General features: G+C 33.0%; 21 protein-coding genes. 11 read left to right on the forward strand and 10 right to left on the reverse strand.

What is annotated here, in order from left to right; genetic code table 11:
- The first annotated feature begins 125 nt into the window (after window positions 1-125).
- The 5 genes from Q7C23_RS16215 (at window position 126) to Q7C23_RS16235 (ending at window position 6,431) form a co-directional block, all read left to right on the forward strand.
- Complete coding sequence (locus tag Q7C23_RS16215; protein WP_375033513.1) at window positions 126-656, forward strand: DUF4199 domain-containing protein; 531 nt, start codon at window positions 126-128, stop codon at window positions 654-656.
- A gap of 8 nt (window positions 657-664) precedes the next feature.
- Window positions 665-1,612, forward strand: coding sequence for a glycosyltransferase family 2 protein (locus Q7C23_RS16220; protein ID WP_194658401.1), 948 nt, complete (start codon window positions 665-667; stop codon window positions 1,610-1,612).
- Window positions 1,613-1,750: 138 nt separating this feature from the next.
- Window positions 1,751-3,478, forward strand: coding sequence for a phospho-sugar mutase (locus tag Q7C23_RS16225; protein WP_375033628.1), 1,728 nt, complete (start codon window positions 1,751-1,753; stop codon window positions 3,476-3,478).
- A gap of 302 nt (window positions 3,479-3,780) precedes the next feature.
- Window positions 3,781-5,610: an ABC transporter ATP-binding protein gene (locus tag Q7C23_RS16230; RefSeq protein ID WP_375033514.1), complete on the forward strand. Its 1,830-nt coding sequence runs from the start codon at window positions 3,781-3,783 to the stop codon at window positions 5,608-5,610.
- Window positions 5,611-5,729: 119 nt separating this feature from the next.
- Complete coding sequence (locus tag Q7C23_RS16235) at window positions 5,730-6,431, forward strand: DUF2971 domain-containing protein (RefSeq protein ID WP_375033515.1); 702 nt, start codon at window positions 5,730-5,732, stop codon at window positions 6,429-6,431.
- A gap of 189 nt (window positions 6,432-6,620) precedes the next feature.
- Here Q7C23_RS16235 and Q7C23_RS16240 read toward each other — a convergent pair whose 3' ends face one another.
- From Q7C23_RS16240 to Q7C23_RS16250, 3 genes are all read right to left on the reverse strand, one after another.
- A complete protein-coding gene (locus Q7C23_RS16240; protein ID WP_375033516.1) occupies window positions 6,621-7,343 on the reverse strand; it encodes a hypothetical protein in 723 nt (240 codons plus the stop codon).
- A 154-nt stretch (window positions 7,344-7,497) separates the two neighbouring features.
- Window positions 7,498-9,957 (reverse strand): TonB-dependent receptor, encoded by a 2,460-nt coding sequence (locus Q7C23_RS16245; RefSeq protein ID WP_375033517.1) that lies wholly within the window; start codon window positions 9,955-9,957, stop codon window positions 7,498-7,500.
- Window positions 9,958-9,968: 11 nt separating this feature from the next.
- Window positions 9,969-11,648: a M23 family metallopeptidase gene (locus Q7C23_RS16250; protein ID WP_375033518.1), complete on the reverse strand. Its 1,680-nt coding sequence runs from the start codon at window positions 11,646-11,648 to the stop codon at window positions 9,969-9,971.
- A gap of 180 nt (window positions 11,649-11,828) precedes the next feature.
- On the opposite strand from Q7C23_RS16250, the gene Q7C23_RS16255 reads away from it, so the two are divergent.
- The 3 genes from Q7C23_RS16255 (at window position 11,829) to rny (ending at window position 14,190) form a co-directional block, all read left to right on the forward strand.
- Window positions 11,829-12,119, forward strand: a complete 291-nt coding sequence (locus tag Q7C23_RS16255; RefSeq protein WP_072974471.1) for a hypothetical protein — start codon at window positions 11,829-11,831, stop codon at window positions 12,117-12,119.
- 5 nt (window positions 12,120-12,124) lie between these two features.
- A complete protein-coding gene (locus Q7C23_RS16260) occupies window positions 12,125-12,418 on the forward strand; it encodes a cell division protein ZapA (protein WP_012022231.1) in 294 nt (97 codons plus the stop codon).
- Window positions 12,419-12,627: 209 nt separating this feature from the next.
- Window positions 12,628-14,190 (forward strand): ribonuclease Y, encoded by a 1,563-nt coding sequence (gene rny, locus Q7C23_RS16265; RefSeq protein ID WP_375033519.1) that lies wholly within the window; start codon window positions 12,628-12,630, stop codon window positions 14,188-14,190.
- Between the two features lie 76 nt (window positions 14,191-14,266).
- Here the strand turns inward: rny and Q7C23_RS16270 are convergent, their stop codons facing one another.
- From Q7C23_RS16270 to Q7C23_RS16290, 5 genes are all read right to left on the reverse strand, one after another.
- A complete protein-coding gene (locus Q7C23_RS16270; RefSeq protein ID WP_375033520.1) occupies window positions 14,267-15,787 on the reverse strand; it encodes a PAS domain-containing sensor histidine kinase in 1,521 nt (506 codons plus the stop codon).
- A 133-nt stretch (window positions 15,788-15,920) separates the two neighbouring features.
- Window positions 15,921-16,817 carry a site-specific tyrosine recombinase XerD gene (xerD, locus tag Q7C23_RS16275; protein WP_375033521.1) on the reverse strand — a complete coding sequence of 299 codons (897 nt, stop codon included), beginning with the start codon at window positions 16,815-16,817 and terminating at the stop codon, window positions 15,921-15,923.
- Window positions 16,818-16,919: 102 nt separating this feature from the next.
- Window positions 16,920-17,504 carry a porin family protein gene (locus Q7C23_RS16280; protein ID WP_375033522.1) on the reverse strand — a complete coding sequence of 195 codons (585 nt, stop codon included), beginning with the start codon at window positions 17,502-17,504 and terminating at the stop codon, window positions 16,920-16,922.
- A gap of 170 nt (window positions 17,505-17,674) precedes the next feature.
- A complete protein-coding gene (locus Q7C23_RS16285; RefSeq protein WP_375033523.1) occupies window positions 17,675-18,256 on the reverse strand; it encodes a porin family protein in 582 nt (193 codons plus the stop codon).
- Between the two features lie 191 nt (window positions 18,257-18,447).
- Window positions 18,448-19,056 (reverse strand): porin family protein, encoded by a 609-nt coding sequence (locus Q7C23_RS16290; RefSeq protein WP_375033524.1) that lies wholly within the window; start codon window positions 19,054-19,056, stop codon window positions 18,448-18,450.
- Between the two features lie 509 nt (window positions 19,057-19,565).
- Here Q7C23_RS16290 and Q7C23_RS16295 point away from each other — a divergent pair.
- The 3 genes from Q7C23_RS16295 to Q7C23_RS16305 all read left to right on the forward strand — a co-directional run bounded on the left by Q7C23_RS16295 (window position 19,566) and on the right by Q7C23_RS16305 (window position 23,315).
- Entirely contained in the window at window positions 19,566-20,123 is a 558-nt protein-coding gene (locus Q7C23_RS16295; RefSeq protein ID WP_375033525.1) for a porin family protein, read from the forward strand.
- 131 nt (window positions 20,124-20,254) lie between these two features.
- Window positions 20,255-20,668, forward strand: a complete 414-nt coding sequence (aroQ, locus tag Q7C23_RS16300; RefSeq protein ID WP_375033526.1) for a type II 3-dehydroquinate dehydratase — start codon at window positions 20,255-20,257, stop codon at window positions 20,666-20,668.
- Window positions 20,669-20,825: 157 nt separating this feature from the next.
- Window positions 20,826-23,315 carry a DUF5686 and carboxypeptidase regulatory-like domain-containing protein gene (locus Q7C23_RS16305; RefSeq protein ID WP_375033527.1) on the forward strand — a complete coding sequence of 830 codons (2,490 nt, stop codon included), beginning with the start codon at window positions 20,826-20,828 and terminating at the stop codon, window positions 23,313-23,315.
- Window positions 23,316-23,603: 288 nt separating this feature from the next.
- On the opposite strand, the gene Q7C23_RS16310 is transcribed toward Q7C23_RS16305, so the two are convergent.
- Both Q7C23_RS16310 and murA read right to left on the reverse strand, forming a co-directional pair.
- The gene (locus Q7C23_RS16310; protein WP_375033528.1) at window positions 23,604-24,479 is read right to left on the reverse strand and encodes a cation diffusion facilitator family transporter; all 876 of its coding nucleotides are present in this window, start codon (window positions 24,477-24,479) and stop codon (window positions 23,604-23,606) included.
- Between the two features lie 86 nt (window positions 24,480-24,565).
- A complete protein-coding gene (gene murA / locus Q7C23_RS16315) occupies window positions 24,566-25,879 on the reverse strand; it encodes a UDP-N-acetylglucosamine 1-carboxyvinyltransferase (RefSeq protein WP_194658385.1) in 1,314 nt (437 codons plus the stop codon).
- Between the last annotated feature and the right edge of the window lie 38 nt (window positions 25,880-25,917).

A 25,917-nucleotide genomic window follows, 5' to 3' on the forward strand; every position in this document is an offset into this window, starting at 1 on the left:
ACAATTCTTTTTTAATAAACAAACATTTAGCTCGTTTTTTTTAGTAAAATTCAAAAAGCTTTTTTTATCCCCGATTATATTGGGAATTGCTATATTTGTGAATTAATTTTAAAACATATAGAAATATGATTAATGAAGTTATAAAAAAGAACGGGATTACTTACGGTGCAATGATTGGAATTGCATCTGCTTTAATAACTGCGACCATATATGCGGTTGATTTAAATTTATTCACAGCATGGTGGATGGGATTATTAGGAATCGCTATTAGTTTAACTATTTCTATCATTTTACTTTCAAAAACAAAGAAAGAATTAAATGGTGTTTTTAGCTTTAAAGAAGCTTTTACCACTTATTTTATTGCTGCAGTAATCGGAATTCTGATTTCGACTTTTTTTAATATTATTTTATTTAATGTTATTGATCCGGGTGCGAAAGACACTTTAAGCGAATTAATGATTAAATATACAGTTGGAATGATGCAAAAATTTGGAACTCCGGCATCAGCCATTAATGAAACTATTGCAAAAATGAAACTAAGCAATCCATATTCGACTTTAGAATTATTGAAAGGATCTGTTTTTGCAATTGTAATCACTGCCATTTTCGGATTAATTTTCGCAGCATTTTTCAAAAGCAAAACTACACAAGAATAAAAAAATAAATGAATTTATCTATACTTATACCGCTTCTAAACGAGGAGGAATCACTTCAAGAACTCTATTCGTGGATTATTAAAGTGATGCAATCTAACAATTACTCTTATGAAATCATTTTTGTAGATGATGGAAGTACGGATGATTCTTGGAATATTATTGAAAGTTTTTCAAACGAAAACCCGAACGTAAAAGGAGTTCGTTTCATGAAGAATTTTGGAAAATCGCAGGCTTTGCATGCTGGTTTCGCCAAAGCAAAAGGTGATGTCATTATTACCATGGATGCCGATTTGCAAGATAGTCCGGACGAAATTCCAGGATTATACGAAATGATTACCAAAGAAAAATTTGATTTGGTTTCAGGCTGGAAAAAGAAACGCTACGATTCTGTTGTGGCAAAAAATCTCCCTTCTAAATTGTTTAACTGGGCGGCCAGAAAAACTTCCGGAGTTGAATTGAATGATTTTAACTGTGGATTAAAAGCATACAAAAATACGGTTGTAAAAAACATCGAAGTATCTGGTGAAATGCACCGATACATCCCGGTTTTAGCAAAAAATGCCGGCTTTAATAAAATTGGCGAAAAAGTTGTAATTCACCAGGCCCGTAAATATGGCGAAACCAAATTTGGTATGGATCGTTTTATCAACGGTTTTCTGGATTTAATTACGATTTGGTTTTTATCAAGATTTGGAAAACGACCGATGCACTTATTTGGTTTATTAGGATCCATTATGTTTATGATTGGATTTTTATTAGCTTTATATCTAGGAATCGATAAATTATTCATTCATAAAACCAGCCGTTTAATTACAGAAAGACCACATTTTTATTTATCAATTACATCCATGATAATAGGAACGCAATTGTTTTTGGCAGGTTTTCTTGGTGAAATTATTTTACGCACTAAAAGCAACGAAGCGCGTTATAAAGTTGCCCGAGAGGTTAATTTTTAACGTAAACGCCTAGCCCTAATGGGAACGGCATCCTTTTATGACGGTCCCATCAGCTATCGGGAGCCGCAAAAGATATAGTGGACAGCAGGATCAGCTCCTGAAAATTATTATTATTTAAATATAAAAAAGATACGAATGATGAATATAGCACCTAATATATTGAATGCTGTAAACGAATGGCTGACTCCAACATTTGATAAAGAAACACAAGCGGCAGTTAAAGAATTAATGACAACGTCGCCTAAGGAACTTGAAGAGAGTTTCTACAAAAATCTTGAATTTGGAACGGGTGGAATGCGTGGTGTTATGGGCGTTGGAAACAACAGAATTAACAAATATACACTTGGAAAAAACACTCAGGGTTTGTCTGATTACTTACATGAAGTTTTTCCAAATCAGCCTTTAAAAGTTGTTATCGCTTATGATTGCCGTCATAATAGCAATACCTTGGCCAAAGTTGTAGCTGATGTTTTCTCTGCAAGCGGAATCCAGGTTTATTTATTCTCAGATTTACGACCAACTCCGGAATTATCTTTTGCACTTAAATATTTAGGCTGCCAATGCGGAATTGTTCTTACAGCTTCACATAATCCACCGGAATACAATGGATACAAGGTATATTGGGAAGATGGCGGACAAATTGTACCTCCGCAAGATACTGCTATTATTAATGTAATTGAAAATTTAGGTTACGACAAAATTAAGTTTGACGCAAACGAAAGCCTAATTAAATATATCGATACTGAAATTGATAAGGCTTTTGTGAAATCTTCTATTGAAAATGCCAGTTTTAATACTCCGGCTGAAGCAAAAGATAATTTACAGATTGTTTTTACTTCATTGCACGGAACTTCAATAAAATCTGTTCCTGACACATTATCTCAGGCAGGTTACAAAAATGTACATATTGTACCGGAACAAGCTATCCCAGATGGCGATTTCCCAACGGTAAAATCTCCTAACCCGGAAGAGCCAGAAGCTTTGACGATGGCTTTAGCATTAGCTGATAAGACAAATTCAGATATTGTTGTTGGTACTGATCCTGATTGTGATCGTCTTGGTGTTGCTGTTAGAAATAATGACGGCAAAATGATTTTATTGAACGGGAATCAGACGATGGTTTTAATGACTTCTTTCTTATTGAAACAATGGAAAAAAGCCGGAAAAATTAACGGGAAACAATTTGTTGGTTCTACTATTGTTTCGACTCCAATGATAATGGAATTAGCGACAAGTTATGGCGTAGAATGTAAAGTTGGCTTGACCGGTTTTAAATGGATTGCCAAAATGATTAAAGATTTCCCTGAACTTCAGTTTATTGGAGGTGGTGAAGAAAGCTTTGGTTTTATGGTTGGTGATGCTGTTAGAGATAAAGACGCTGTTGCTGCTACCCTATTGATTTGTGAAGTTGCTGCTCAGGCAAAAGCTGCCGGAAGCAGTGTTTATAAAGAACTTTTACAACTTTATGTTGAAAATGGTTTTTACAAAGAATATTTGGTTTCATTGACCAAAAAAGGAATGGAAGGATTGGAAGAAATTAATCAGATGATGATTGATTTACGCGAAAACCCTTTGAAAGAAATCAGTGGACAAAGAGTAATTATGGTGGAAGATTACCAATCATCAGTTGCTTTGAATTTATTGACTAATGAAGAATCTGTAATGGATATTCCGAAATCGAATGTATTGATTTATTATACAGAAGACGGTTCTAAAATATGTGCAAGACCAAGTGGTACTGAACCAAAAATCAAATTCTACATTAGTGTAAATGCCGAATTAGAATCAGTTCAGGATTTTGATGCCGCAGAAAAATTCTTAGATCAAAAGATAGAAAATATCATTGCAGGAATGCAATTGAAGTAATAATAATGAGTGACAAACTCTTTATAATCAAATTACAATTGCGCAGACACTGTCTGCACAATTAAGCATATCCAATATATAGAACTCTAATTTACATTTAGAAATAATGTAAATTGGAGTTTTTTTTATAAAAAAAAGCAAAAAGAAATTAAAAATAAACCAATTGGATTAATTTTGTGCAGTAAAAAATTTCCAGAACAAATAAAAGTATCAGCACCTTTAACCCAGTTACCAGAAAAAAATTATTGCTAGAAAAACTCGAAAGAGCCATTGCTATAGCAGAAAATAACATCAAAAAATAAATGAGTAATTTCAAAAAAATAGTTCCTTTTATATATCCGTATAAAAAATACGCATTCTTAAACATCTTTTTTAATGTTTTGTATGCACTTTTCAGTACACTTTCGTTTGTTGCTTTAATACCGATGCTTCAGGTATTATTTGACCAAAATAAAGAAAGAAAAATAAAGCCAGTCTATCAAGGAATTTTAAAACTCCAGCAATATGGTGAGGATTATTTAAGCTATTATATTACCACAACAAAAGGCAATCATGATCCTGGCTACATTTTATCTATAATGGTAGCGATTATAATTTCAATCTTCTTATTAAAAAACTTAGCAGATTACTTAGCCATGTTTTTTATTACTTTTTTGCGAAATGGCGTTTTAAAAGACATGCGAAATGCGATGTATAAAAAAACACTGGAACTTCCTTTGGCATTTTATTCCGAGAAAAGAAAAGGAGATGTTATTTCCAGAATATCTGCTGATGTAAACGAGGTTCAAAACTCATTTTTAGCCATATTGGAACTTATTGTAAAAGAACCTTTAACTATCGTCTTTACCATAACAACAATGCTAATTATTAGCACTAAACTAACATTGTTTGTTTTTATTTTTATTCCGGTATCAGGTTATATCATTTCCTTAATTGGAAAACAACTTAAAAAACAATCAACCAAAGCGCAGCAGGAACAAGGTACTTTTTTATCTACTATTGAAGAAACTATTGGCGGATTGAAAGTCGTAAAAGGATATAATTCTGAAAACTACTTTAATTCAGTTTTCCAAAATTCGACTGAACGTTTTTTTAATTTATCTAATAGCATTGGTAATCGCCAGAATTTAGCTTCTCCTGCGAGTGAGTTTATGGGAATTACCGTTATTGCTATCTTGTTATGGTATGGAGGGCAAATGGTCTTGATCGATAAAACGCTGAGCGGCCCTTCCTTTATTGCCTATATGGGATTAGCTTATAATATTCTAACACCTGCAAAAGCAATCTCTAAAGCTTCTTACGGCGTAAAAAGAGGAAACGCCGCTGCTGAACGTGTTCTTGAAATTTTAGATCAGGAAAATCCAATTGTTTCAAAACCTGATGCAATCGAAAAAACAACTTTTGACAGTAATATAAACATTCAGAATATTAATTTTAAGTATGAAAATGAAACGGTTCTAAAAGACTTTTCACTTGAAATTAAAAAAGGACAAACTGTTGCTTTAGTTGGACAATCCGGAAGTGGAAAAAGTACCATTGCAAACTTGCTTACCCGTTTTTATGATGTGAATGACGGAACGATTTCGATTGACGGAATCAACATCAAAGACATGAATTTGCAATCACTGCGTAGTTTAATGGGATTAGTTACACAAGACAGTATCCTATTTAATGATACAATCAAAGCTAACATTGCTTTAGGAAAATTAGACGCTACTGATGATGAAATTATTGAAGCTTTAAAAATTGCAAATGCTTTTGAATTTGTAAAAGACCTTCCTTTAGGAATTTACACTAATATTGGTGACAGCGGAAACAAACTTTCAGGAGGTCAGAAACAACGTTTATCTATTGCCAGAGCGGTATTGAAAAACCCTCCAATTATGATTTTGGATGAGGCAACTTCTGCACTGGATACGGAAAGCGAAAAATTTGTTCAGGTTGCTTTAGAGAATATGATGCAAAACAGAACTTCGATCGTAATTGCACACCGCCTTTCAACTATTCAAAAAGCAGATGTTATTGTCGTAATGCAAAAAGGAAAAATCGTTGAACAAGGAACTCACGACCAACTAATAGCGCATAATGGCACTTACAACAAATTGGTTACCATGCAATCTTTTGAATCTTAAAGATTAAAAGAACAGCTTATTCACAGAGACACAGATTAAGGAAATATTAAAACTATATTTAATTTCTTTAATCTGTGTTTAATTTTCTAACTTTATGTAGATTATTTAATTTTCTAAAAATGTATCTTAATAATCCAAACATAAAACTTCCTGACGACCCCGGTACTATTGTCTGGAAGTACCTTGACTTATCTAAATTTCTTGATTTATTACTTTCGAAAAAGTTATTCATGTCTCGTTCTGATAAATTCGAAGATCAGTATGAAGGTACTTTTAGCGAGCCTACTTTTGAAGAGATTAAGAAACTAGCCATTGATAATCCCGACTTTTTAAAATATTACAAAACACAGCGCGAACAAGTTGCCATTAGCAGCTGGCATATCAACGAATACGAATCGTTTGCCATGTGGCAAATATTTACACAAAACAGTGAAGGTTTAGCGATTCAGTCGACAATTGGAAGATTACAAAAAGCTGTAAAACCAGAAAATAATTTTGATCAGTATATTGGTGAGGTAAATTACATCGATTACAAAAAAGAATACATTCCGTTTGACGATTTGTTCTTTCCGTTTTTGTTTAAACGAAAAAGTTTTCAGTATGAGCGCGAAGTCCGCATTATTACCGATACTTCGAAAAGTAAGATTAAGCTAAACGATGGTATTAAAATCAATGTTGACATCAATCAATTGATTGAAAAGATATACATTCATCCAAAATCTGAAAATTGGTATAAAAAACTCGTTATTGAACTGGTAGAACGACTTGGATTTGGTTTTGAAATCGAAAAATCAGATTTGGAGAGCGATATTTTGATTTAGATTCTTTAAAGTTGCTAAGACTCTAAGGTTCTGAGTTTTTTTTGCCAGATTAAAATAATTAAAACAGATTCTTTTTTTTTTAGATTATTAAAAAATCAAAAGCCATTTGAAAATTTATATTTTCAAATGGCTTTTTTATATATAAAGATTTAAAACCTTAGTCCCTTAGTATCTGAGCATCTTAGAACCTCAGATAGGCTTATAATTTTTAACTTCCCATTTTTTAGACATCAAATCAATGTAGTTGTAATGCAACACATCGTTTTTATCGAATTGTCCATTTTGGTTAGTATCTTCAATAGTTCTAAAATAAATACGATTTTTAGATTCGATCAAATTCCAATCTACTAATTCCTGAAGATCCGGTGAAACTTTAGTAAAATTCTCTCCGCTGATATCACTCAAATACAATGTTTTAATATCACCTGTGTCTATTTTTCCATCTTTATTCGTGTCAGAGTCCGTTAAAGTGTAGACCATGATTTTATTTATAGTACGATCTGCAACGGTTTTCAAATAAGTAGCCGTTAAAATCAACACTGGTTTGTCTGATAGAGAGCGGATAGAATCTGAGTCTACTCTTTGAAATTTCAGGTTTTGTAAATAACCTGTAATTTCATATTCGCCTAAGTTTGAAATCGTAAAACTAACATCATTCACACTAGAAGAACCATAACGTGCTTTTGTTCCTTTTTCAAAAACTCTTAAATCTCCAACCGGATGAATTAAATAATTCGTTCCTTCCATCTGAATAGGCAAGTCAGCCACTTCTATCTGTGTAGAATCGGTTTTAGTTAACACTTTTGCCTTGTTTGAAGCATCATAAATCACTTTCGGCTTCTGAGCATCCTCTTTACAACTCACTACTGTTCCGATGATTACTAAGGCGATATATTTTAGATAGTTTTTCATTTATGCTAATTATATTGGAATATCAAATATAGTATTTTTGATTGTATTATTTATTGTTATTGAATTTTCTCAAAATGACAATACTATCTCATTTCTAAAACGCAAGAAACTCTTTTCTTATTGCTGAAGTTTATTTTTAACTTCACTTATTCCCCTACAGCCTCGCATTAATTTTCACATTAAAAACTCTCGAAGTCATATAATTTGGAATCGCATATTGATTTTTAGAATACACATCCCTAACCCATGTATTGGTAATTGCATTTTGATTATTGAAAAGGTTGAAAATTTCAAATCCAACCGATAATTCTTTGAAACCTTTCAGCCAATTTGCTTTAGCTATTTTAGTACTACCATCCACAAAAACTTTAGCAAAACCAACATCTGCCCTTCTGTAATCATTCAATCTGTTTTGATACAAATATGGATCTGAATATGCCGGCGCGCCGCCTGGCAGACCCGTATTGTAAACCAAATTCAGGTACAGTTTTACACTTGGAATATTTGGCATATAATCCTGAAATAACATGGCAAACTTTAAACGCTGATCCGTTGGTCTGGCGATATAACCTCTATTTTCGTAGTTTTCTTCTGTTTTCAAATAACCAAAACTCACCCATGATTCCGTTCCCGGCACAAATTCTCCATTCAGTCTAAAATCTAAACCTTGCGCATAGGCTTTTGCATTATTGTTTGCAATATATCGAATTCGGACATTATCTATAGAATATACATTTACATCAGAAAGTGATTTATAATATACTTCCGTTACCCATTTAAAAGGGCGATCCCACATCTTAAAATTATAATCATTACTCAAAACGATATGAACTGATTCTTGCGCTTTCACATTTGGATTCACAACTCCATTTACATCACGAAGTTCTCGATAAAAAGGGGGTTGATAATAAATTCCTCCCGAAAGTCTGAAAACCATATCCATGTCCCAATCCGGTTTTATAGCAAATTGCGCGCGTGGGCTAAAAACAGTCTGATTTTTACCTTCAACCGCCGCTCCGGAAACAGTCCAACTTTGAAATCGGGCTCCAACATGATACCAAATCTGATTTGAACCAATTGCGGTTTTTTGATTCCACTGTGCATAACCCGCAATTCTGTTTACCGTATTAAAATTTGTTGCACGAACATCCTGATAAGGCAAAAGTGGTCCAGTATACGGCTGATTAGGCTGATTATTTTTAGGCAAAATAACCAATGGTGGATTTATAGAAAAGCCTGCTGAATCAATCACTTCCCACTCTACCACTCTGTCGCGAATAGATTCTCTGGTATATTTTAAGCCAAATTCTAATTGGCTGTCATTTTTCCATTCTTTAAATCCTTTAATTTCAGCATTTGCAATTAAAGCATCTAAATCATTACGGGCATGATTCAGCTGAGAACCTATTCCACGTGCAAAATCAATTGTGTCAGGAGCTCCTTCCTCGGTAACATTCCCTAAACGATATTGTGCCAAAATATCAAAGTGTTCCTGTTCTTTTGTATGAAATAACGAACCTATCAACTTTAAAGTAAAATCCGGAGCAACTTTATAAGTAGTTTTCAGTGCTCCAAAATAAGTATCATATTGATCTTTTTCCTGCCCTTCATAATAGACATTCAGCTCCATTGGCTGGTCTATTGTTCCAAATCTCGTTTCGCGCGTTAAAGGCTGATATAAATATTTATTCTGAGAAATATTTCCTAAAAAACTCATTTGCCATTTTTTAGAAATCTCATAGGTAATATTGGTTTGAATATCAGCAAAAACAGGCGTGTAATTCGTTTCGGTATCCTGGCTATTTACCAGCAAGCTATTGTTACGATAACGAATTCCGGTTACTGCTGACCATTTTTTATTTTTAGAAACCAAATCAACCGCTGCACTTGCCCCAAGCAAACTGGCTTCAAAAGCAGCTCCAAACTGAGTTGGCTTTCGATAAGTAATATCTAAAACAGAGGATAATTTATCTCCAAATTTAGCCTCAAATCCGCCAGCTGAAAAATCTACATTCTGAACCAAATCAGTATTGGTAAAACTCAATCCTTCTTGCTGACCGGAACGAATTAAAAACGGACGATAAACTTCGACTTCATTTACGTAAACTAAATTTTCATCATAATTACCACCGCGAACTGCGTACTGTGTGCTCAATTCATTATTTGAATTTACACCGGGCAACGTTTTTAGAATATTTTCGATTCCGGCATTTGCTCCGGGAATCTTTTTGATCGTCGCAACATCTATTGTAGTGATTCCCTGAACACGTTTTTTATTTTTAGAAGATACAAACACCTCTCCCATTTGTTCCTCGGAATTATTCATTACGGGATTAAAAACGAAAACTTCATTCGGTTTTAAACTCACCGCAAGACTCATCATTTTTAAAGAAATATGAGTAAAAATCAGTGATACTTTTTTATTGGAAGGAACTTCAATTTCAAAAAAACCATTTGAATCTGATTGCGCAACATTTCCGTGAGCCGTAATATTAACATCTGGAACCGGACGATTTTCCTGATCTAAAATAATACCTTTTACTTGTGCATTCTGAGCAAATGAAACACAGCTGCATAAAAAAAGGAAAACAAATATTAACTTACGATGGCTCAAATGTTGTGGTTTTATTTTTGTTGACTTCTAAAAAAATGAGTTTCAAAGATAGCAGAATTACCCACATTATCAACCACTTCTATTTTTAAATCATTTGCTCCCTCAGCTAATAATGTATTATCAAATTTGTGCGTTATTTTTCTTGTTTTGTTATCGTATTCAAACAAAACCCAATCTCCGTTTAAATAACCGTTATAAGATTTAATTCCGGACACACTATCACTTATTGCAAACTGAATTGTTTTATCACTGACCGATTTACCTTCAATTGGTTTTGTGATTTTAATAACTGGCGCGATTGTATCGAGTACCAAACCAAATTGTCCCAAAGTTTTAGATTTAGCCGTAAAAACATCATTTTTTCTGGTTGTTGCATTATAGCTGCCACCTCTTCCGATAAAAACTTTATCTCGTAATGCTTCTGAATAGGTACTGTCTTTTATTGTAATTGTAAAATTAGAATGAACCGGAACCACATCATCATGAATATAAATTTTGTTATTCTTTACATCAAAATTCAGATTGAAATCATCATAAAAAGTGCCTGCCGGAAAAAATACCGACATATTATCCTTTTCAAAATTGTAATCTTTATTGAATTTTATAAAATATTTTGAAGTTTCAGGAACCTCGTTTATGATTGAAGTTGCTGCATCAAATTCAATTGGAACCGTAATGGCGCTTAAATTTCCAAAATAATCCGAAACTTCAATACGATATGTTGAAGCTAAATTCGGCTCGACCGGAATAATTCCACGAAGCGAATCGGTTTTTATAATACTTAGCGCAAAAGGTGTTTTCATGAAAAGCTTTTGAACACGCTGTCCTGTTTTTTTATATCTGGGATAATCAATCAAAGCATTTATATAACGCATTTCATCAAACGAATACGTATTAAACTTATAATTGTAATTTGGATCTCCGTTAACGAAAGTCGACACATTAAAAACGCCATTTCTATTTCCGGAAACATTATCGAAATCAACAGCATTGATTCCGAAACCAATTTTTCCATTAGCTTTTACTTTACTTGCGAGATAAGTTCCGTCTTTCTGAAGCGCAAGATTCAACAACAAGGGTTGTTTCGATTGATTCACCGTTGTGTTATCCATCGGATAAACGTACAAACTCGAAATGGTTGGTTTTTTAGTGTCATTTATATTTTTATCATATCCAAAGAACATTGGATTAATAACAAATTCCGATTTTGTATCTCTAATTTCAAAATGCAGGTGCGGTCCTTCAGAGGAGCCAGTATTACCCGAAAGTGCAATTAACTGTCCTTTTGCAACCGGTAATTCTCCCGGTTTTGGAAACATTTCAATTTCAAATGCTTTTTCTTTGTAGTGTGTTTTCTGAACATACTCCTGAATGGCTCCCAGTGTAGTTTGCAAATGTCCATATACAGAAGTATATCCATTTGGATGTGTGATATAAATACATTTTCCGTTACCAAAAGTCGAAATTTTGATTCTTGACACATACCCTTCTGCAACTGCACAAACATTCAAACCTTCCCTTTGATTGGTTTTTAAATCGAAACCGGCATGAAAATGGTTTGGTCGCAATTCCCCAAAATTCCCCGAAAGCTGCATCGGAATATCTAATGGCGGAACAAAATAATCTGTAGGATATTGCGTCTGCGCAAAAATAATTTGACAAAATAAAAGGGTAAGTACTGAAAATCTCATAAGGAACATTTTTGCTAAGATAAAAAAATAACAGGCGAAATCCGACGATAATTAAGACAAAAATACAATTGATTGAATTTCATTTATTTGTCTATTTTTAATGCAAAAAAATCGATAAAAAATTGCATTAATAAAAAGGAATACTAACTTTGTATGATTAAGTAATGAATAGGATTTATAATGAGTGTAATTGCAGAAATAATTGATACTCTTGAATATAAAGTCGAAAAGCTTTTTGAAAAATCAAAAGGCCTGGAGAATAACAATCAGGAATTACGATTACAATTAGCCAAAGCTGCGCAAATCATCCAGAAACAATCTGAAGAAATGGAGGCTTTGAAAAAGCAATATGATACACTTAAAATAGCCAATTCGTTGCTCGGCAGCGACAATAATAAGAGAGAGACAAAGCTTAAAATAAATTCATTAATTCGCGAAATTGATTACTGTATAGCGCAATTATCAGATTGAAAAACATGGACGGAAAGCTTAGAATTAAAATATCAATTGCAGACCGCGTTTACCCGTTAACGGTTGAACCCGCTCAGGAAGAAGGGCTTAGAAGTGCTTCTAAAAAAATTGATGCTATGATAAAGCAATTCGAAGAAAGTTACGCGGTTCGTGACAAACAAGATGTATTGGCTATGTGTGCATTACAATTTGCATCACAGGTTGAACAAAAACAAATTGACAACGCGATTGATGGCGAAGAAACCATCGAAAGAATTAAAAGATTAAATTCGCTATTAGATCAATATCTCGAAAATTAAACGTTCTTTACAGAAACTAAGATACTGCCTACATTAGTTCACAATTGGTAAACTCAACACTAACAAATTAAAGTGAGTGAATCATCGCTACTATAGTACGTCCCGATTTTATCGGGAAAACTTGAACAGTGAGTTAGCTCAAAACTTGTCTTTACGAGTTTATTCAAGCAATTAATGTAGGCTTTTTTTATATATAAATTTAAACAAACATGGACATCATAACGATCATTATTTCAGGTATAATAGGTATTGCAGCAGGTTTTGGAATAGCTAAGATTATCGAAAAAAGTAATATTTCTAATCTCATAAAAAACGCAAAAAAAGAAGCTTCTTCCATTTTAAAAGATGCTAATTTAGAAGCAGAAAATATCAAAAAAGATAAAATCCTTCAGGCAAAAGAACGTTTTATCGAATTAAAATCAGAACACGAACAAGTTATTTTGGCAAGGGACAAAAAAGTTGCTGAAGTAGAAAAAAGAGTTCGCGATAAAGAGTCTCAAATTTCAAATGAACTTTCTAAAGCTAAGAAAGTAAACGATGATTTTGAAGCTAAAACAGCAGAATACAACAATAAAATTGAAATTTTAGACAAAAAACAAGCGGAAGTTGACAAATTACACAAAAGCCAATTACAACAATTAGAAGTAATTTCAGGGCTTTCTGCTGAAGAAGCAAAAGAACAATTAGTTGAAGGTTTGAAAGCTGAAGCTAAGAGCAAAGCTATGTCTCATATTCAGGACACAATTGAAGAGGCAAAACTTACAGCGCAACAAGAAGCTAAAAAAATCATCATCAACACGATTCAAAGAGTTGGAACAGAAGAAGCAGTAGAGAATTGCGTTTCTGTATTTAACATTGAATCTGATGACGTAAAAGGTAGAATTATTGGTCGTGAAGGACGTAACATTAGAGCTCTTGAAGCTGCAACCGGAGTTGAAATCATTGTTGATGATACACCGGAAGCTATCATTCTTTCTTGTTTCGATCCTGTTCGTAGAGAAATTGCCCGTTTATCATTGCACAAATTAGTAACGGACGGACGTATCCACCCAGCCAGAATTGAAGAGGTTGTTGCTAAAACAGCCAAACAAATTGATGATGAAATTATTGAAGTTGGTAAACGTACTGTAATCGACTTAGGAATTCACGGATTACACCCTGAATTGATTAAAGTTGTGGGTAGAATGAAATACCGTTCTTCTTACGGACAAAACTTACTACAACACTCAAGAGAAGTTTCTAAACTTTGTGGTATCATGGCAGCCGAATTAGGCTTAAATGTAAAATTAGCTAAAAGAGCCGGTTTACTTCACGATATTGGTAAAGTGCCGGATACTGAAAGTGATTTACCACACGCTTTGCTAGGTATGCAATGGGCTGAGAAATATGGCGAAAAAGAAGAGGTTTGCAACGCGATTGGAGCTCACCACGATGAGATCGAAATGAAATCATTATTATCTCCGATTATTCAGGTTTGTGATGCTATTTCAGGAGCAAGACCAGGAGCAAGACGTCAGGTTTTAGATTCTTATATCCAACGTTTGAAAGATCTTGAAGAAGTAGCTTACGGATTTACAGGTGTGAAAAATGCTTACGCAATTCAGGCCGGTAGAGAACTTCGTGTAATTGTAGAAAGCGAAAAAGTTTCTGATGATAATGCAGCAAACTTATCTTTTGAGATTTCACAAAAAATCCAAACTGAAATGACTTACCCTGGTCAGGTTAAAGTAACAGTAATTAGAGAAACAAGAGCGGTTAATATCGCGAAGTAATCTCCATTCTTTATAAAAACAACAAAGGCTATCTTTCTCAAGATAGCCTTTGTTGTTTAATACCAATTTTCAACTCTTACAGATCGCTGAATACAATTTTAAAACTTGTCCCCACTCCTACTTCACTTTCAACTGAAATAGTTCCTTTCATGGCTTCTATTTGATTTCTGGTAATATACAAGCCAATTCCGCGCGCTTCTTCGTGCTTATGAAAGGTTTTATACATTCCGAATAAAAGATCGCCATGAACGGCTAAATCGATCCCTAAACCATTATCCGTAATTTTTAATGATTTTTGACCTTCAGGTTCAATCGCAAAATCAAAAACAACAATGGGATCGCGATCCGGATGAGCATATTTTATAGCATTTGTTGTAAAATTCAACAAAACACTTTCAAGATAAGCAGGATTAAAATTAATCGTTAAATAATTGGGCACATTATTAACGATCGTGACATTCTTCTGTTTATCATATCCTCTTATGGTAGTGATTGTTTTTTCAATGTACTCACACAGTTTTAACGGAACAACGGCAATATTAATATTACTTTGTGTTTTTACAATTTGCGTCAAATTCGAAATCGTATCATTCAAATCATTAGAAACTGTTCTTAAATGCACTAACATTTCACTCACAGTTTGTTTATCAACATCGGCGTCAATAAAGTCTAAAATTGATTTAATATTTCCGGCCTGCGTATTTAAGTTATGCGAAACGATATGCGAAAAATTCAACAAACGACTGTTCTGGTCACTGTATAATTTCATCGTTTTTATAATCTCTAACTCTTTTTCTTTCTGCAAAGAAACATCCGTATGCGTTCCTAACACACGCAAAGGTTTTCCATTTTCATCACGTTTAATCACCTTTCCACGATCGAGAATCCATTTGTAATTACCACTTGAAGTCATTACACGATGATAATTCTCGTAATAAGGTATTTTATTATCAAAGTGTTCCTGAATATCAGAATAATATTTTGGAAGATCATCCGGGTGTACAATTTTATCCCAACGTTCCGGATCATCAAAGATATCTATTGATTCTAATTCCAGAATTTTAAGCGACAATGAAGAATAAAAAACCCTATTAGTCACCATATCCCAATCCCAAATACCAACTGTCGAGGCATCAAGGGCAAATTGAAATCGTTCTTCGGAAATACGCAATTTTTCTTCCTTATCTTTAAGCTCGGTAATATCAGAAACATGCCCAAAAAAGCTTACGCTATCAGCAATAGACTTTTCTGTTTTTGAGGAGATTTTAAACCAGCGCAAACCTTTCTTTGGTAAAATAGCTCTGAATTCTATCTCCCAAGGTTTCACTTCCCTGCGTGCTTTCACCAAAGATTGAAAAAAAAGTTCTCTGTCAGCAGGGAAAATTCTGTCGTATACAAGAAGCTTAATATCATTTGTAAACTCCTTAGCCGAAATTTCAAAAATATCATCAGCCGATTTACTTACAAGTGGGAAAGTATAATTATTGTCTCTGTCTATTACAAACTGAAAAAGCAAATCGGGCATTTCAGCTAATAATTTTTTATAAAAATTATTAATCTCTAAGCAATCATCATTTTCATATAAATCAAAAACCATATAGTACCTTTTATGTAAATTGACTGATTAAAATCAAAAAAAATGCAGTTCGTCGATCTTATCTGCATTTAATAGAATTTATCATACAATATATTAATTTTTGAGATAAAAACAGGGTCTCTTGAAAAAAAAGTTATTTCCGTGGATGAAAAGAATACATTACTTCTTTTAAAAAACTTCTGTCCAAATGCACATAAATTTCAGTAGTTGTTATTGATTCATGACCAAGCATTAATTGAATTGATCTTAGATCGGCACCATTTTCCAGAAGATGCGTTGCAAAAGAATGACGAAGTGTATGGGGACTGATATTTTTTTTAAGACCGACTTTTACAGCTAAATCTTTTATTATAGTAAAAATCATTGCCCTTGTTAACTGATTTCCTCTTCTGTTCAAAAACAAGGTATCTTCACAACCTTTTTTAATAGTTAGATTGCCTCTAATTTCATTCTGATAAATTTGAATGTATTTTTGTGTCAATTTTCCAATTGGCACAAAACGTTCTTTATTTCCTTTTCCGGTAATTTTTACAAAACCTTCATCAAAAAATAAATCAGAAATTTTGAGAGAAACGAGTTCTGAAACCCGAAGTCCGCAACCGTATAAAGTTTCCAGCATAGCGCGGTTTCGTTCGCCTTCATTTGAGCTCAAATCGATTGCCGCTATAAGTGCATCAATTTCCTGAACTGCTAAAGTGTCCGGTAATTTACGGCCTGTTTTTGGAGTTTCTATTAATTCTAAAGGATTATCGTTTCTATAATCTTCAAAAACCAAATAATTGAAAAAGCTTTTTAATCCTGAAATAATACGCGCCTGAGAACGCGGGTTTAATTCCTTAGAAACCTGATATATAAACTGCTGAATCGTTTCATCCGTAATTTTTAATGGAGAAACCTCAATTTTATTCACTTCTAAAAAAAAACAAAGTCGTTCAATATCAAAACCATAATTTTCGATAGTATTTTTAGACAAACCTCTTTCGATTCGTAAATACGATTGATAATCTTTTATATATCTGTTCCAATTCATGATTACAAAGTAAACATTTTTAGACATAAAAATATCTCATACAAAGAGATAAAAAAAACCTTTCCCAAAGAAGAAAGCTTTTACAATCATTAAATATTCAATTTATAATTTATATCCCACAGCTAAAGAAAATACGTTGTTTTTAATTTTATAATTATCATCTGCAACATGAAAATCCACGGCATTTGACAAACCTAAGTTATAACGAAGATCTACAGAACAATCCTCCAGAAAATTATAGCCAATACCAAAAGCCAAACCAAAATCGATAGTTTTAACATGATCCGTAATATTTATACCATTTTCTTCAGCATGCATTAAAAAACCAATTTGCGGACCTGCCTGAACACTTAATTCCTGAATAACAAAATATTTAGCCAAAATAGGCAAATTCAAATAGGCCAATTTAATATCATTATCGTACGCTATACCATCCTTTATAAATTTATTTTTCACTCCGTGAGTTGAGTATAAAAGTTCAGGTTGAATACCAAATTTTTCATCTGTTTTAATTTCCGAAAAAATACCAGCCTGATACCCTATTAAAGTTTCATTTTCATGGAAATCACCAGAGCTATTTGGAAAATTAACACCTCCTTTAATCCCAAATCTACTCCCTGTTCTTTGAGCATTTGCAAGACTAAATACCATAAGTGCAAGAGAAGATAAAATAATTTTCTTCATCATAATTGATTTTTTTTTTGTGAGCTTAAATTAATCAATCAAATATAAAAATATACTTATTAAATTAAAAAATAATTTGTTATTATAAAAAACAAACTATAGACCAAAATGAAATAACCAATAAAAAAACCTTCCCGGATCAGGAAGGTTTTAAAAAAATATATTCTGTAAAATTAGAATTTATAAGCTAAATACAATGCCAGGTTACTATTTTTAGCACTGTCATAATAGTCGTCTGCATTATCGATATCATTATCAGACAGCGGAGAGATACCAATAGTATAACGAAGACCAGCTGAAAAATTATCAGTAAAATTATATCCAGCTCCAAGATTAAATCCAAGATCTACTGACCTAGTATAATCCTTAATATCTTCACCTTCCGCTTTAGCCGACAATAAAAGACCTAATTGTGGACCCGCTTCAACACTAAATTTATTTTCTATAAAATAGTATTTGGCTAATACCGGAATATTTAAATAATTAAGTTTAAAATCACCATCAGTTCCAAAAGGACCATCAAATTTAGTACCTTGAGCAGAGAACAAAAGCTCCGGTTGTATAAAAAACTTCTCTACAACATGAATTTCTGCCAAACCTCCAATATGAAAACCTACTAGAGATTTTGTGTTGTCTACATCTCCTCCAACTACAGTAGAAATATTAAGACCACCTTTTATTCCAAACCTTGTTTGTTGAGCATTTGCAAATCCAAACGCCATTACTGCAATCGCAACTAAAAAAAATCTTTTCATTTTTTATTTGATTTTGGGTTAAATTAATAGATCAAATATAGAAATATACTTCATAAAAAATAATTTGTTTTTTTACAATAATGTTATAATGATAAAAAAAATACCCTTCACGCAAAAAATGAAATAAAAACATGTAAATAAAAAAAACCTTCCAAAATTGGAAGGTTTTGATTATTTATTAATCTTATTAATTAGAATTTATATCCAACCGATAATGAGAAAACACTATTGTTCATTTTAAAATCATCCCCATCTTCTGTTTTAGCGATATTAGATAATCCTAAATTATATCTAACACCAGCAGAAAGGTTTTCTGTAAAATCATATCCAGCTCCGAAGTTTACACCAAAGTCAATTGATTCAAAAGAATCCTTTACATCTTCCTCTGCAGATAATGTAATTCCCTCATCAGTACCTTCACTTTTTGCTTTTGCACTTAATAAAAAACCAATTTGTGGTCCTGCTTCAAGGCTAAATTTCTCCGCTACATAAAATTTTGCCATTACTGGAATATTTAAATAGCTTAAATTTAATTTATTTTCTATATCAAAACCTTCACCAGATTCATCAAATTTAGCCCCTTGAGTTGAGTATAAAAGCTCTGGTTGTACAGAAAATTTATCTGACACCTTAATTTCTGCAAACCCACCTACGTGAAATCCAACTTTTAATGATGCATCCTCAGTGTCACCAGTTAAATTAGCAAAGTTAACACCCCCTTTTACTCCAAATTTCGTTTCTTGTGCATTTGAAAATGCGAAAGCCATTACTGCAGCAGCAGTCATAATAATTTTTTTCATTTTTATTTTTTGGTTATAATTAAACGGTCAAATATAAAATTATACTTATTAAAATATCATTTGCATTTTAACAAATAAAGCAGTAATTAGAGCCAAAATCTTACGAGACAAACAACACCTTAGAGACGTTAATAATACAAGAAAAGATTAAATAAAAACTTTTTTTGCACCGTGAAAAACATAAAAAATCTTACTTATTATTAATGAAAAAAAAGTTATTTTTCTTTATTTCATGTTTACAGACGTACTTTTAGAGCTAAAAATACAGCAGATAAATCTTAGTTAAAATAAAAATAAATGACATCTAATTCTTATTAAATAAAATTTTAACTAATTTCTAATACATAAGAATAACACTCTTAAAAAGAGCCAATTATCTAGTCATTTTAAAAAATTATCCGAATTTTATTAATTATTTAATGCAAAACACAAAACAATAAAATCATAATTCTGTAGTTTTGGTCTATATATAACATTAAAAAAAATACCAATTTTTTAAAAACAATTTTATGAAAAAAATACTTTTAGCAGCTGTACTGTTCATCGCAACATCAGCTACAATACAAGCCCAATTATTAAAACTTGGAGTAAAAGCAGGGGTTAACTTTGCAAACCAAACTGGAGATTTTCCAGATCAAATTGACAAAGAAGGTATAACTAGCTACCATGCTGGTTTAGTTGCTGAAATAAAATTATTAGAGAAATTTTCTATCCAACCAGAGCTTTTATACTCTACTACAGGTGCATCATATAAATTTAGTGATGTAAGTGAAGATGTTAAAAACGAACTAGGATATATAGCTATCCCGGTAATGGCTAAGTTTTATTTAAGTAAAACTTTTAGTCTGGAAGTTGGCCCACAAGCTTCTTTCTTAGTAAGTGAAAGAAATGATTTTGATGTAAAAAATGGTAAAACTTTTGAATTTGGCGTAAATGCGGGATTAGGAGTTAAACTTACTGAGAACTTCTTTTTACAAGGACGTTACGGTTTAGGATTAACAGAGGCGTCTGAAAATGCGGATATTAAAAACTCAGTATTTCAAATTTCAGCTGGATTCATGTTCTAAAAAGAATATCACATAGTTTTATAAAAACCGTTCTATTAATTGGAACGGTTTTTTTATTTTTACATGCTTGTGAAATGTATTCCGTGAAATGTCAAATGGAATTAATCACACTAATAAAATTTAAATTACTTATGAAAATTTGCATTATCAACGGACCCAATTTGAATCTTTTAGGAAAAAGAGAACCTGAAGTTTACGGAAGTCAAACTTTTGAAGATTATTTTGAAACGTTGAAACAAAAATTTCCAAACGTTGAACTTTCTTATTATCAAAGTAATATTGAAGGCGAGTTGATTGGAAAAATTCAGGAAGTTGGTTTTACATTTGATGGAATCATCTTGAATGCAGGCGCGTACACACATACTTCTATTGGTATTGGCGATGCGATGAAAGCCATTACAACACCTGTTATCGAAGTTCATATCTCGAATACGTATGCGCGCGAAAGCTTTAGACATCAATCCTATTTATCCGGAAATGCAAAAGGGGTTATTTTAGGCTTTGGATTAAAAAGTTACGAATTAGCGATTCAGTCCTTTTTGTAAATAAGTATCATTTTTGTAAGCGAATGTCATCCTGAGCGAAGTCGAAGGCTAATAGAAATGAGAGGGCTTCGACTCCGCTCAGCCTGACAAACAATTTAACAAATTATTAATAAGCTCGTTTTTAAGTTATTCTATTTTTGTGAGAGAAAAAACTTTCATGAGAAACTATACTTTACTTGCCTTTTTATTTTTTTCGATTTCTAACTTTGCCCAGATCAAAGGAACTATAACGGATGAAAAAGGAAATCCTTTGCCTTTTGTATCTGTTCTTGAAGAAAACACATATACGAGCACAACTTCAAACGAGCTTGGAAAATACCAACTGAACGTAAAGGAAGTTGGCAAAAACAAAATTACATTTCAGTATTTGGGTTTTAAAACTCAAAAATTAACTGTTTCTGCAGATTCAAAAACGGTTACCTTAAACATCATAATGCAGGAAGAAAGCTTTGCATTGAATGAAGTTGTCATTGATCCTAAAAACAATCCCGCGAATGCAATTATAAGAAGTGCAATTGCAAGCAAAAAAGACAATTCTGAAAAAACAGCACGTTATACCGCTGATTTTTATTCAAAGGGAATGTTTAAAATAAAAGATCTTCCAAAGAAGATCATGGGCTTGAAGGTAGATATTGGCGACGAAATGGCGTCAAATTTAGACTCAACCGGAACAGGAACTTTATATTTATCAGAAACAATCTCGAAGATTTCTTTTGAAAAACCCGGCAAACTAAAAGAGAAAATCATTGCTTCTAAAATCTCCGGAAACAATAAAGGCTACAGCTATAATACAGCTTCTTTATCAACTTATGATTTTTACGACAATACTTTAGACTTTGATATTAAACTTATCTCTCCTATTGCGGATAATGCGTTCAGTTATTACAAATACAAACTGGAAGGCACTTTCTTCGATGATAACAATCAGCAAATTAACAAGATTAAAGTAACTCCAAAACGGGATAAAGAACCGGTTTTTGAAGGCTACATTTATATTGTCGACGATAGTTTTGCGATTTATGCTATCGATTTAGATATTAAAGGTTACCGAATGAAAAATGAATTTACTGAAATTATGACCTTAAAACAGAGTTTTAGTTACAATTCGAAGAATAAAATCTGGTCTAAAAATGCACAGACACTTTCTTTCAATGCGGGTGCTTTCGGAGTTAAATTCTCTGGAAAATTCAATTATGTTTATTCCAATTATGAGTTTCCTGCTTCTTTTGAAAAGAAAACCTTTGGAAATGAAATTGTAGCCTTTGAAGCGAACGCCAATAAAAAAGACGACGCTTTTTGGAATGAAATCCGACCAATTCCTTTGACTCTTGAGGAAAGCAACGATTATACTAAAAAAGACAGTTTACAAACCATTAAAAAATCTCAAAAATATACAGATTCAGTCGATGCTAAAAACAACAAGTTTAAAGTATTTGACGTCATAATGGGTTATGAATACAAGAATACTTTTAAGAAACATTCTTTTGAATACAAAGGTCTGCTAAACCTTTCGTCTTTAAGTTTTAATACTGTACAAGGTTTTAATCTGGACTCTGGCTTCTCCTTTAGAAAATGGGATGAAGAAAAAGGAAAAAACACTTCTATAAATACTACTTTTAACTACGGTTTTTCAGATGAACGTCTTCGTGTTACCGGAGACTTTAGCCATCGATTCAACAATATTAATTACGCCACAATTTGGGCTTCCGGAGGAACAAAAACAGCTCAATTTAATGGTGCTGAACCTATAACTAAATTTGTCAATTCGATAAGCTCTTTATTCTTTAAAGACAATTATATGAAATTGTATAATTTAGAATTTGCCCAAATCAACTATGCTCAGGATGTTGCAAACGGAATTAATTTGAATGCTAAAGTGGCGTACGAGCAACGAAAACCTCTTTTTAACACCACAGATTATTCCTTCTTTAAGAAAGATGATATTTATTCCTCTAACAATCCCCTAGCTCCGGACGATTTCACAACTTCCGCTTTTGATCAGCATCACTTATTTAAAACATCTTTGACTGCGAGAATTAACTTCGGAAACAAATATATCTCAAGACCAGACGGAAGATATAATATTAAAGATGAAAAATATCCAACTGTATTTTTGATTTTTGAAAAAGCTTTTGCTGCCAGCGAGAAAAAATATGAATTTGAAAGACTTGGTGCGGCTGTTCAATACGACTTATCCTTAGGAAATAAAGGCCTTCTGGGAATGAATTTCAAAGCCGGAAAGTTCTTTAATGCAAAAAATATTTCTTTCATAGATTACAGACATTTCAACGGAAACCAAACACACATTGGAACAAGTGATCGCTATTTAAATGTTTTTAATATGATGCCATATTATGCCAATAGCACAAACGATAGTTATCTTGAAATACATTCAGAATATAACGATACCGGTTTTATTATGAATAAAATTCCGTTATTAAATCTTTTGAAATCTACAATGAATATTGGTTTTCATTCGCTGGCCATTCCGGACAGAAAACCTTATTCTGAATTCACAGTTGGTTTAGATAATTTGGGTTTCGGGAAATTTAAATTATTTAGAGTTGATTATGTTCATTCGTATCAAGGCGGTGTTCAGCAAAACGGTGTTGTTTTTGGATTGAAGATTTTGAATGTGCTGGACTAACATAGACTAAGGTTTCACGCAGATTTAGCAGATTTAGGCAGATCAAAAAGGATTTATTTTAAATATAAAAACGACATAAATCTCAAATTACTTGAGAGTGTGTTAGGGATGGGAGCGACATCCTTTTTGTTTTTTCTTTAAAAACATAAAGATATAGCGGACAGCCCGGCCAGAGGTAACGCCCAAAAAAAAATCCGCTTACTCTTTTTAAAAAGATTAAACGGATTTTTTTTACACTTCAAAGAAAACCTTAGCAACTTAGAACCTTAGTATCTTAGAATCTTTTCATCAGTGATAATCATCTGGTTCAATGTGAATCAGAACATTCCCTAATTGAGGAATTTCTTCTTTTAAGGTATCTTGCAGTTTATGTGAGAGTTCATGCCCTTCTTTTACTGAAATTTGTGCAGAGACAATCGCATGAAGATCAACATGATATTTCATACCAGCTTTACGGATAAAACATTTTTCGGTTCCTAAAATTCCGTCAACCGTTAAAGCTGTAATACGAATTTCTTCAACCAAATCATCATTAAGGTTTTCGTCCATGATCTCGCCAAGCGCAGGTCTAAAAATTTTATAGCTGTTGTATAAGATAAAAAAAGCAGCAAAAAGTGCCGCCCAATCATCTGCTGATTCGTAACCTTTTCCCATTATAAGCGCAACAGAAATTCCGATAAATGCCGCTACTGAAGTAATAGCATCACTTCGATGGTGCCAGGCATCCGCGGCAAGAGAAGAACTATTGGTTTCTTTGCTCCGTCTCATTACTAAACGAAACGAATATTCTTTCCAGATAATTATTGCTCCTAAAACATATAATGTCCACGATTTTGGTAAATCATGCGAAGTCTGAATATTAGAAATACTTTCGTACCCAATAATCGTTGCTGAAGTAATTAAAAAACCAACGACCAAAAAGGTAATTAATGGTTCTGCACGTCCATGTCCATAAGGATGATTTTCATCTGGCGGTTTATTTGAATACTTGATTCCAAATAAAACCAAAAAAGACGAAAATATATCTGCAGTTGATTCTATTGCATCTGCAATTAAGGCATATGAATTGCCAAAAAAACCTGCCAAACCTTTTATCAAGGCCAAGCAGGTGTTTCCAACTATACTAAATATAGTAGCTTTTACAGCTTTTTGTTCATCTGTCATTTAGACTATTTTTTTTCGCCACGAAGTCACGAATTATAAAAAATCTTAATCTTCCTTTAATTCGTGATTTCGTGGCAAATATTTTTTTACGCTCTCACGATTTTTGCTCCAATTGCTCTCAAACGCTCATCGATTCGCTCGTATCCACGGTCAATTTGTTCGATATTTTGAATTGTACTTGTTCCTTTTGCTGAAAGAGCCGCAATTAATAATGAGATTCCCGCACGAATATCAGGAGATGACATTGTTGTTGCTTTTAATTGAGATTCGAAATTATGTCCCATAACCACCGCTCTGTGTGGATCGCATAACATAATTTTAGCTCCCATATCGATTAATTTATCTACGAAGAACAAACGGCTTTCGAACATTTTTTGATGAATCAAAACATCACCTTTTGCTTGTGTAGCAACAACTAAAACAATGCTTAGTAAGTCAGGAGTAAACCCTGGCCATGGTGCATCGGCAATCGTTAAAATAGAACCGTCGATATCTGTTTTCACTTCATACCCATCTTTGTGAGCTGGAATATAAATATCGTCATTACGTTTTTCAATTGTAATACCTAATTTTCTGAATGTATTCGGAATCAAACCTAAGTTTTCCCAGCTTACATTTTTAATTGTGATTTCACTTTTTGTCATCGCTGCAAGTCCAATCCAAGAACCAATCTCGATCATATCAGGAAGAATTCTGTGCTCACATCCTCCAAGGCTTTCAACACCTTCGATAGTCAATAAGTTTGAACCAACTCCTGTGATTTTAGCTCCCATCGAATTCAGCATTTTGCATAATTGCTGTAAGTAAGGCTCACACGCAGCGTTGTAAACAGTAGTTTGTCCTTTAGCTAGAACAGCAGCCATTACAATGTTTGCAGTTCCGGTTACAGAGGCTTCATCAAGTAACATATCTGTTCCTTTCAAACCTTCTGCCGGAGATTCTACACCGTAAAAGTGATCTTCTCTGTTATATCTGAATTTTGCTCCAAGGTTAATAAAACCTTCAAAGTGTGTATCTAATCTACGACGACCAATTTTATCTCCACCCGGTTTTGGAATATATCCTTTTCCGAAACGAGCCAAAAGTGGTCCAACAATCATAATAGAACCACGAAGCGCTCCACCTTCTTTTTTGAAAGCTTCTGTTTCTAAATATCCAACATTAACCTCATCGGCCTGAAACGTAATCGAACCCGGTTCATTGCGTTGAATTTTCACTCCTAAATTACCCAACAAAGTGATTAATTTATTGATGTCAATAATATCGGGAATATTATTAATTCTTACTTTATCCCCCGTTAGAAGCACGGCGCATAAAATTTGTAATGCCTCATTTTTTGCTCCTTGCGGAGTGATTTCTCCTTTTAAAGGAATTCCTCCTTCGATTTTAAAAATTCCCATAGATCTTGTTTAGGTTCTAAGGTTCTGAGATTCTGAGG

It is taken from the genome of Flavobacterium sp. LAR06, from assembly GCF_041946075.1.
Taxonomy (GTDB): Bacteria; Bacteroidota; Bacteroidia; order Flavobacteriales; family Flavobacteriaceae; genus Flavobacterium.

What these genes read in the sequence shown, in the direction of transcription:
- Q7C23_RS16250 (WP_375033518.1), bottom strand. Translation starts at nt 11,648, where the DNA reads ATGAGATTTTCAGTACTTACCCTTTTATTTTGTCAAATTATTTTTGCG.
- Q7C23_RS16310 (WP_375033528.1), bottom strand. Translation starts at nt 24,479, where the DNA reads ATGACAGATGAACAAAAAGCTGTAAAAGCTACTATATTTAGTATAGTT.
- aroQ (WP_375033526.1), top strand. Translation starts at nt 20,255, where the DNA reads ATGAAAATTTGCATTATCAACGGACCCAATTTGAATCTTTTAGGAAAA.
- Q7C23_RS16295 (WP_375033525.1), top strand. Translation starts at nt 19,566, where the DNA reads ATGAAAAAAATACTTTTAGCAGCTGTACTGTTCATCGCAACATCAGCT.
- Q7C23_RS16305 (WP_375033527.1), top strand. Translation starts at nt 20,826, where the DNA reads ATGAGAAACTATACTTTACTTGCCTTTTTATTTTTTTCGATTTCTAAC.
- murA (WP_194658385.1), bottom strand. Translation starts at nt 25,879, where the DNA reads ATGGGAATTTTTAAAATCGAAGGAGGAATTCCTTTAAAAGGAGAAATC.
- Q7C23_RS16215 (WP_375033513.1), top strand. Translation starts at nt 126, where the DNA reads ATGATTAATGAAGTTATAAAAAAGAACGGGATTACTTACGGTGCAATG.
- Q7C23_RS16235 (WP_375033515.1), top strand. Translation starts at nt 5,730, where the DNA reads ATGTATCTTAATAATCCAAACATAAAACTTCCTGACGACCCCGGTACT.
- Q7C23_RS16240 (WP_375033516.1), bottom strand. Translation starts at nt 7,343, where the DNA reads ATGAAAAACTATCTAAAATATATCGCCTTAGTAATCATCGGAACAGTA.
- Q7C23_RS16270 (WP_375033520.1), bottom strand. Translation starts at nt 15,787, where the DNA reads ATGGTTTTTGATTTATATGAAAATGATGATTGCTTAGAGATTAATAAT.
- Q7C23_RS16290 (WP_375033524.1), bottom strand. Translation starts at nt 19,056, where the DNA reads ATGAAAAAAATTATTATGACTGCTGCTGCAGTAATGGCTTTCGCATTT.
- Q7C23_RS16230 (WP_375033514.1), top strand. Translation starts at nt 3,781, where the DNA reads ATGAGTAATTTCAAAAAAATAGTTCCTTTTATATATCCGTATAAAAAA.
- xerD (WP_375033521.1), bottom strand. Translation starts at nt 16,817, where the DNA reads ATGAATTGGAACAGATATATAAAAGATTATCAATCGTATTTACGAATC.
- Q7C23_RS16255 (WP_072974471.1), top strand. Translation starts at nt 11,829, where the DNA reads ATGAGTGTAATTGCAGAAATAATTGATACTCTTGAATATAAAGTCGAA.
- Q7C23_RS16285 (WP_375033523.1), bottom strand. Translation starts at nt 18,256, where the DNA reads ATGAAAAGATTTTTTTTAGTTGCGATTGCAGTAATGGCGTTTGGATTT.
- Q7C23_RS16280 (WP_375033522.1), bottom strand. Translation starts at nt 17,504, where the DNA reads ATGATGAAGAAAATTATTTTATCTTCTCTTGCACTTATGGTATTTAGT.
- Q7C23_RS16220 (WP_194658401.1), top strand. Translation starts at nt 665, where the DNA reads ATGAATTTATCTATACTTATACCGCTTCTAAACGAGGAGGAATCACTT.
- rny (WP_375033519.1), top strand. Translation starts at nt 12,628, where the DNA reads ATGGACATCATAACGATCATTATTTCAGGTATAATAGGTATTGCAGCA.
- Q7C23_RS16260 (WP_012022231.1), top strand. Translation starts at nt 12,125, where the DNA reads ATGGACGGAAAGCTTAGAATTAAAATATCAATTGCAGACCGCGTTTAC.
- Q7C23_RS16225 (WP_375033628.1), top strand. Translation starts at nt 1,751, where the DNA reads ATGAATATAGCACCTAATATATTGAATGCTGTAAACGAATGGCTGACT.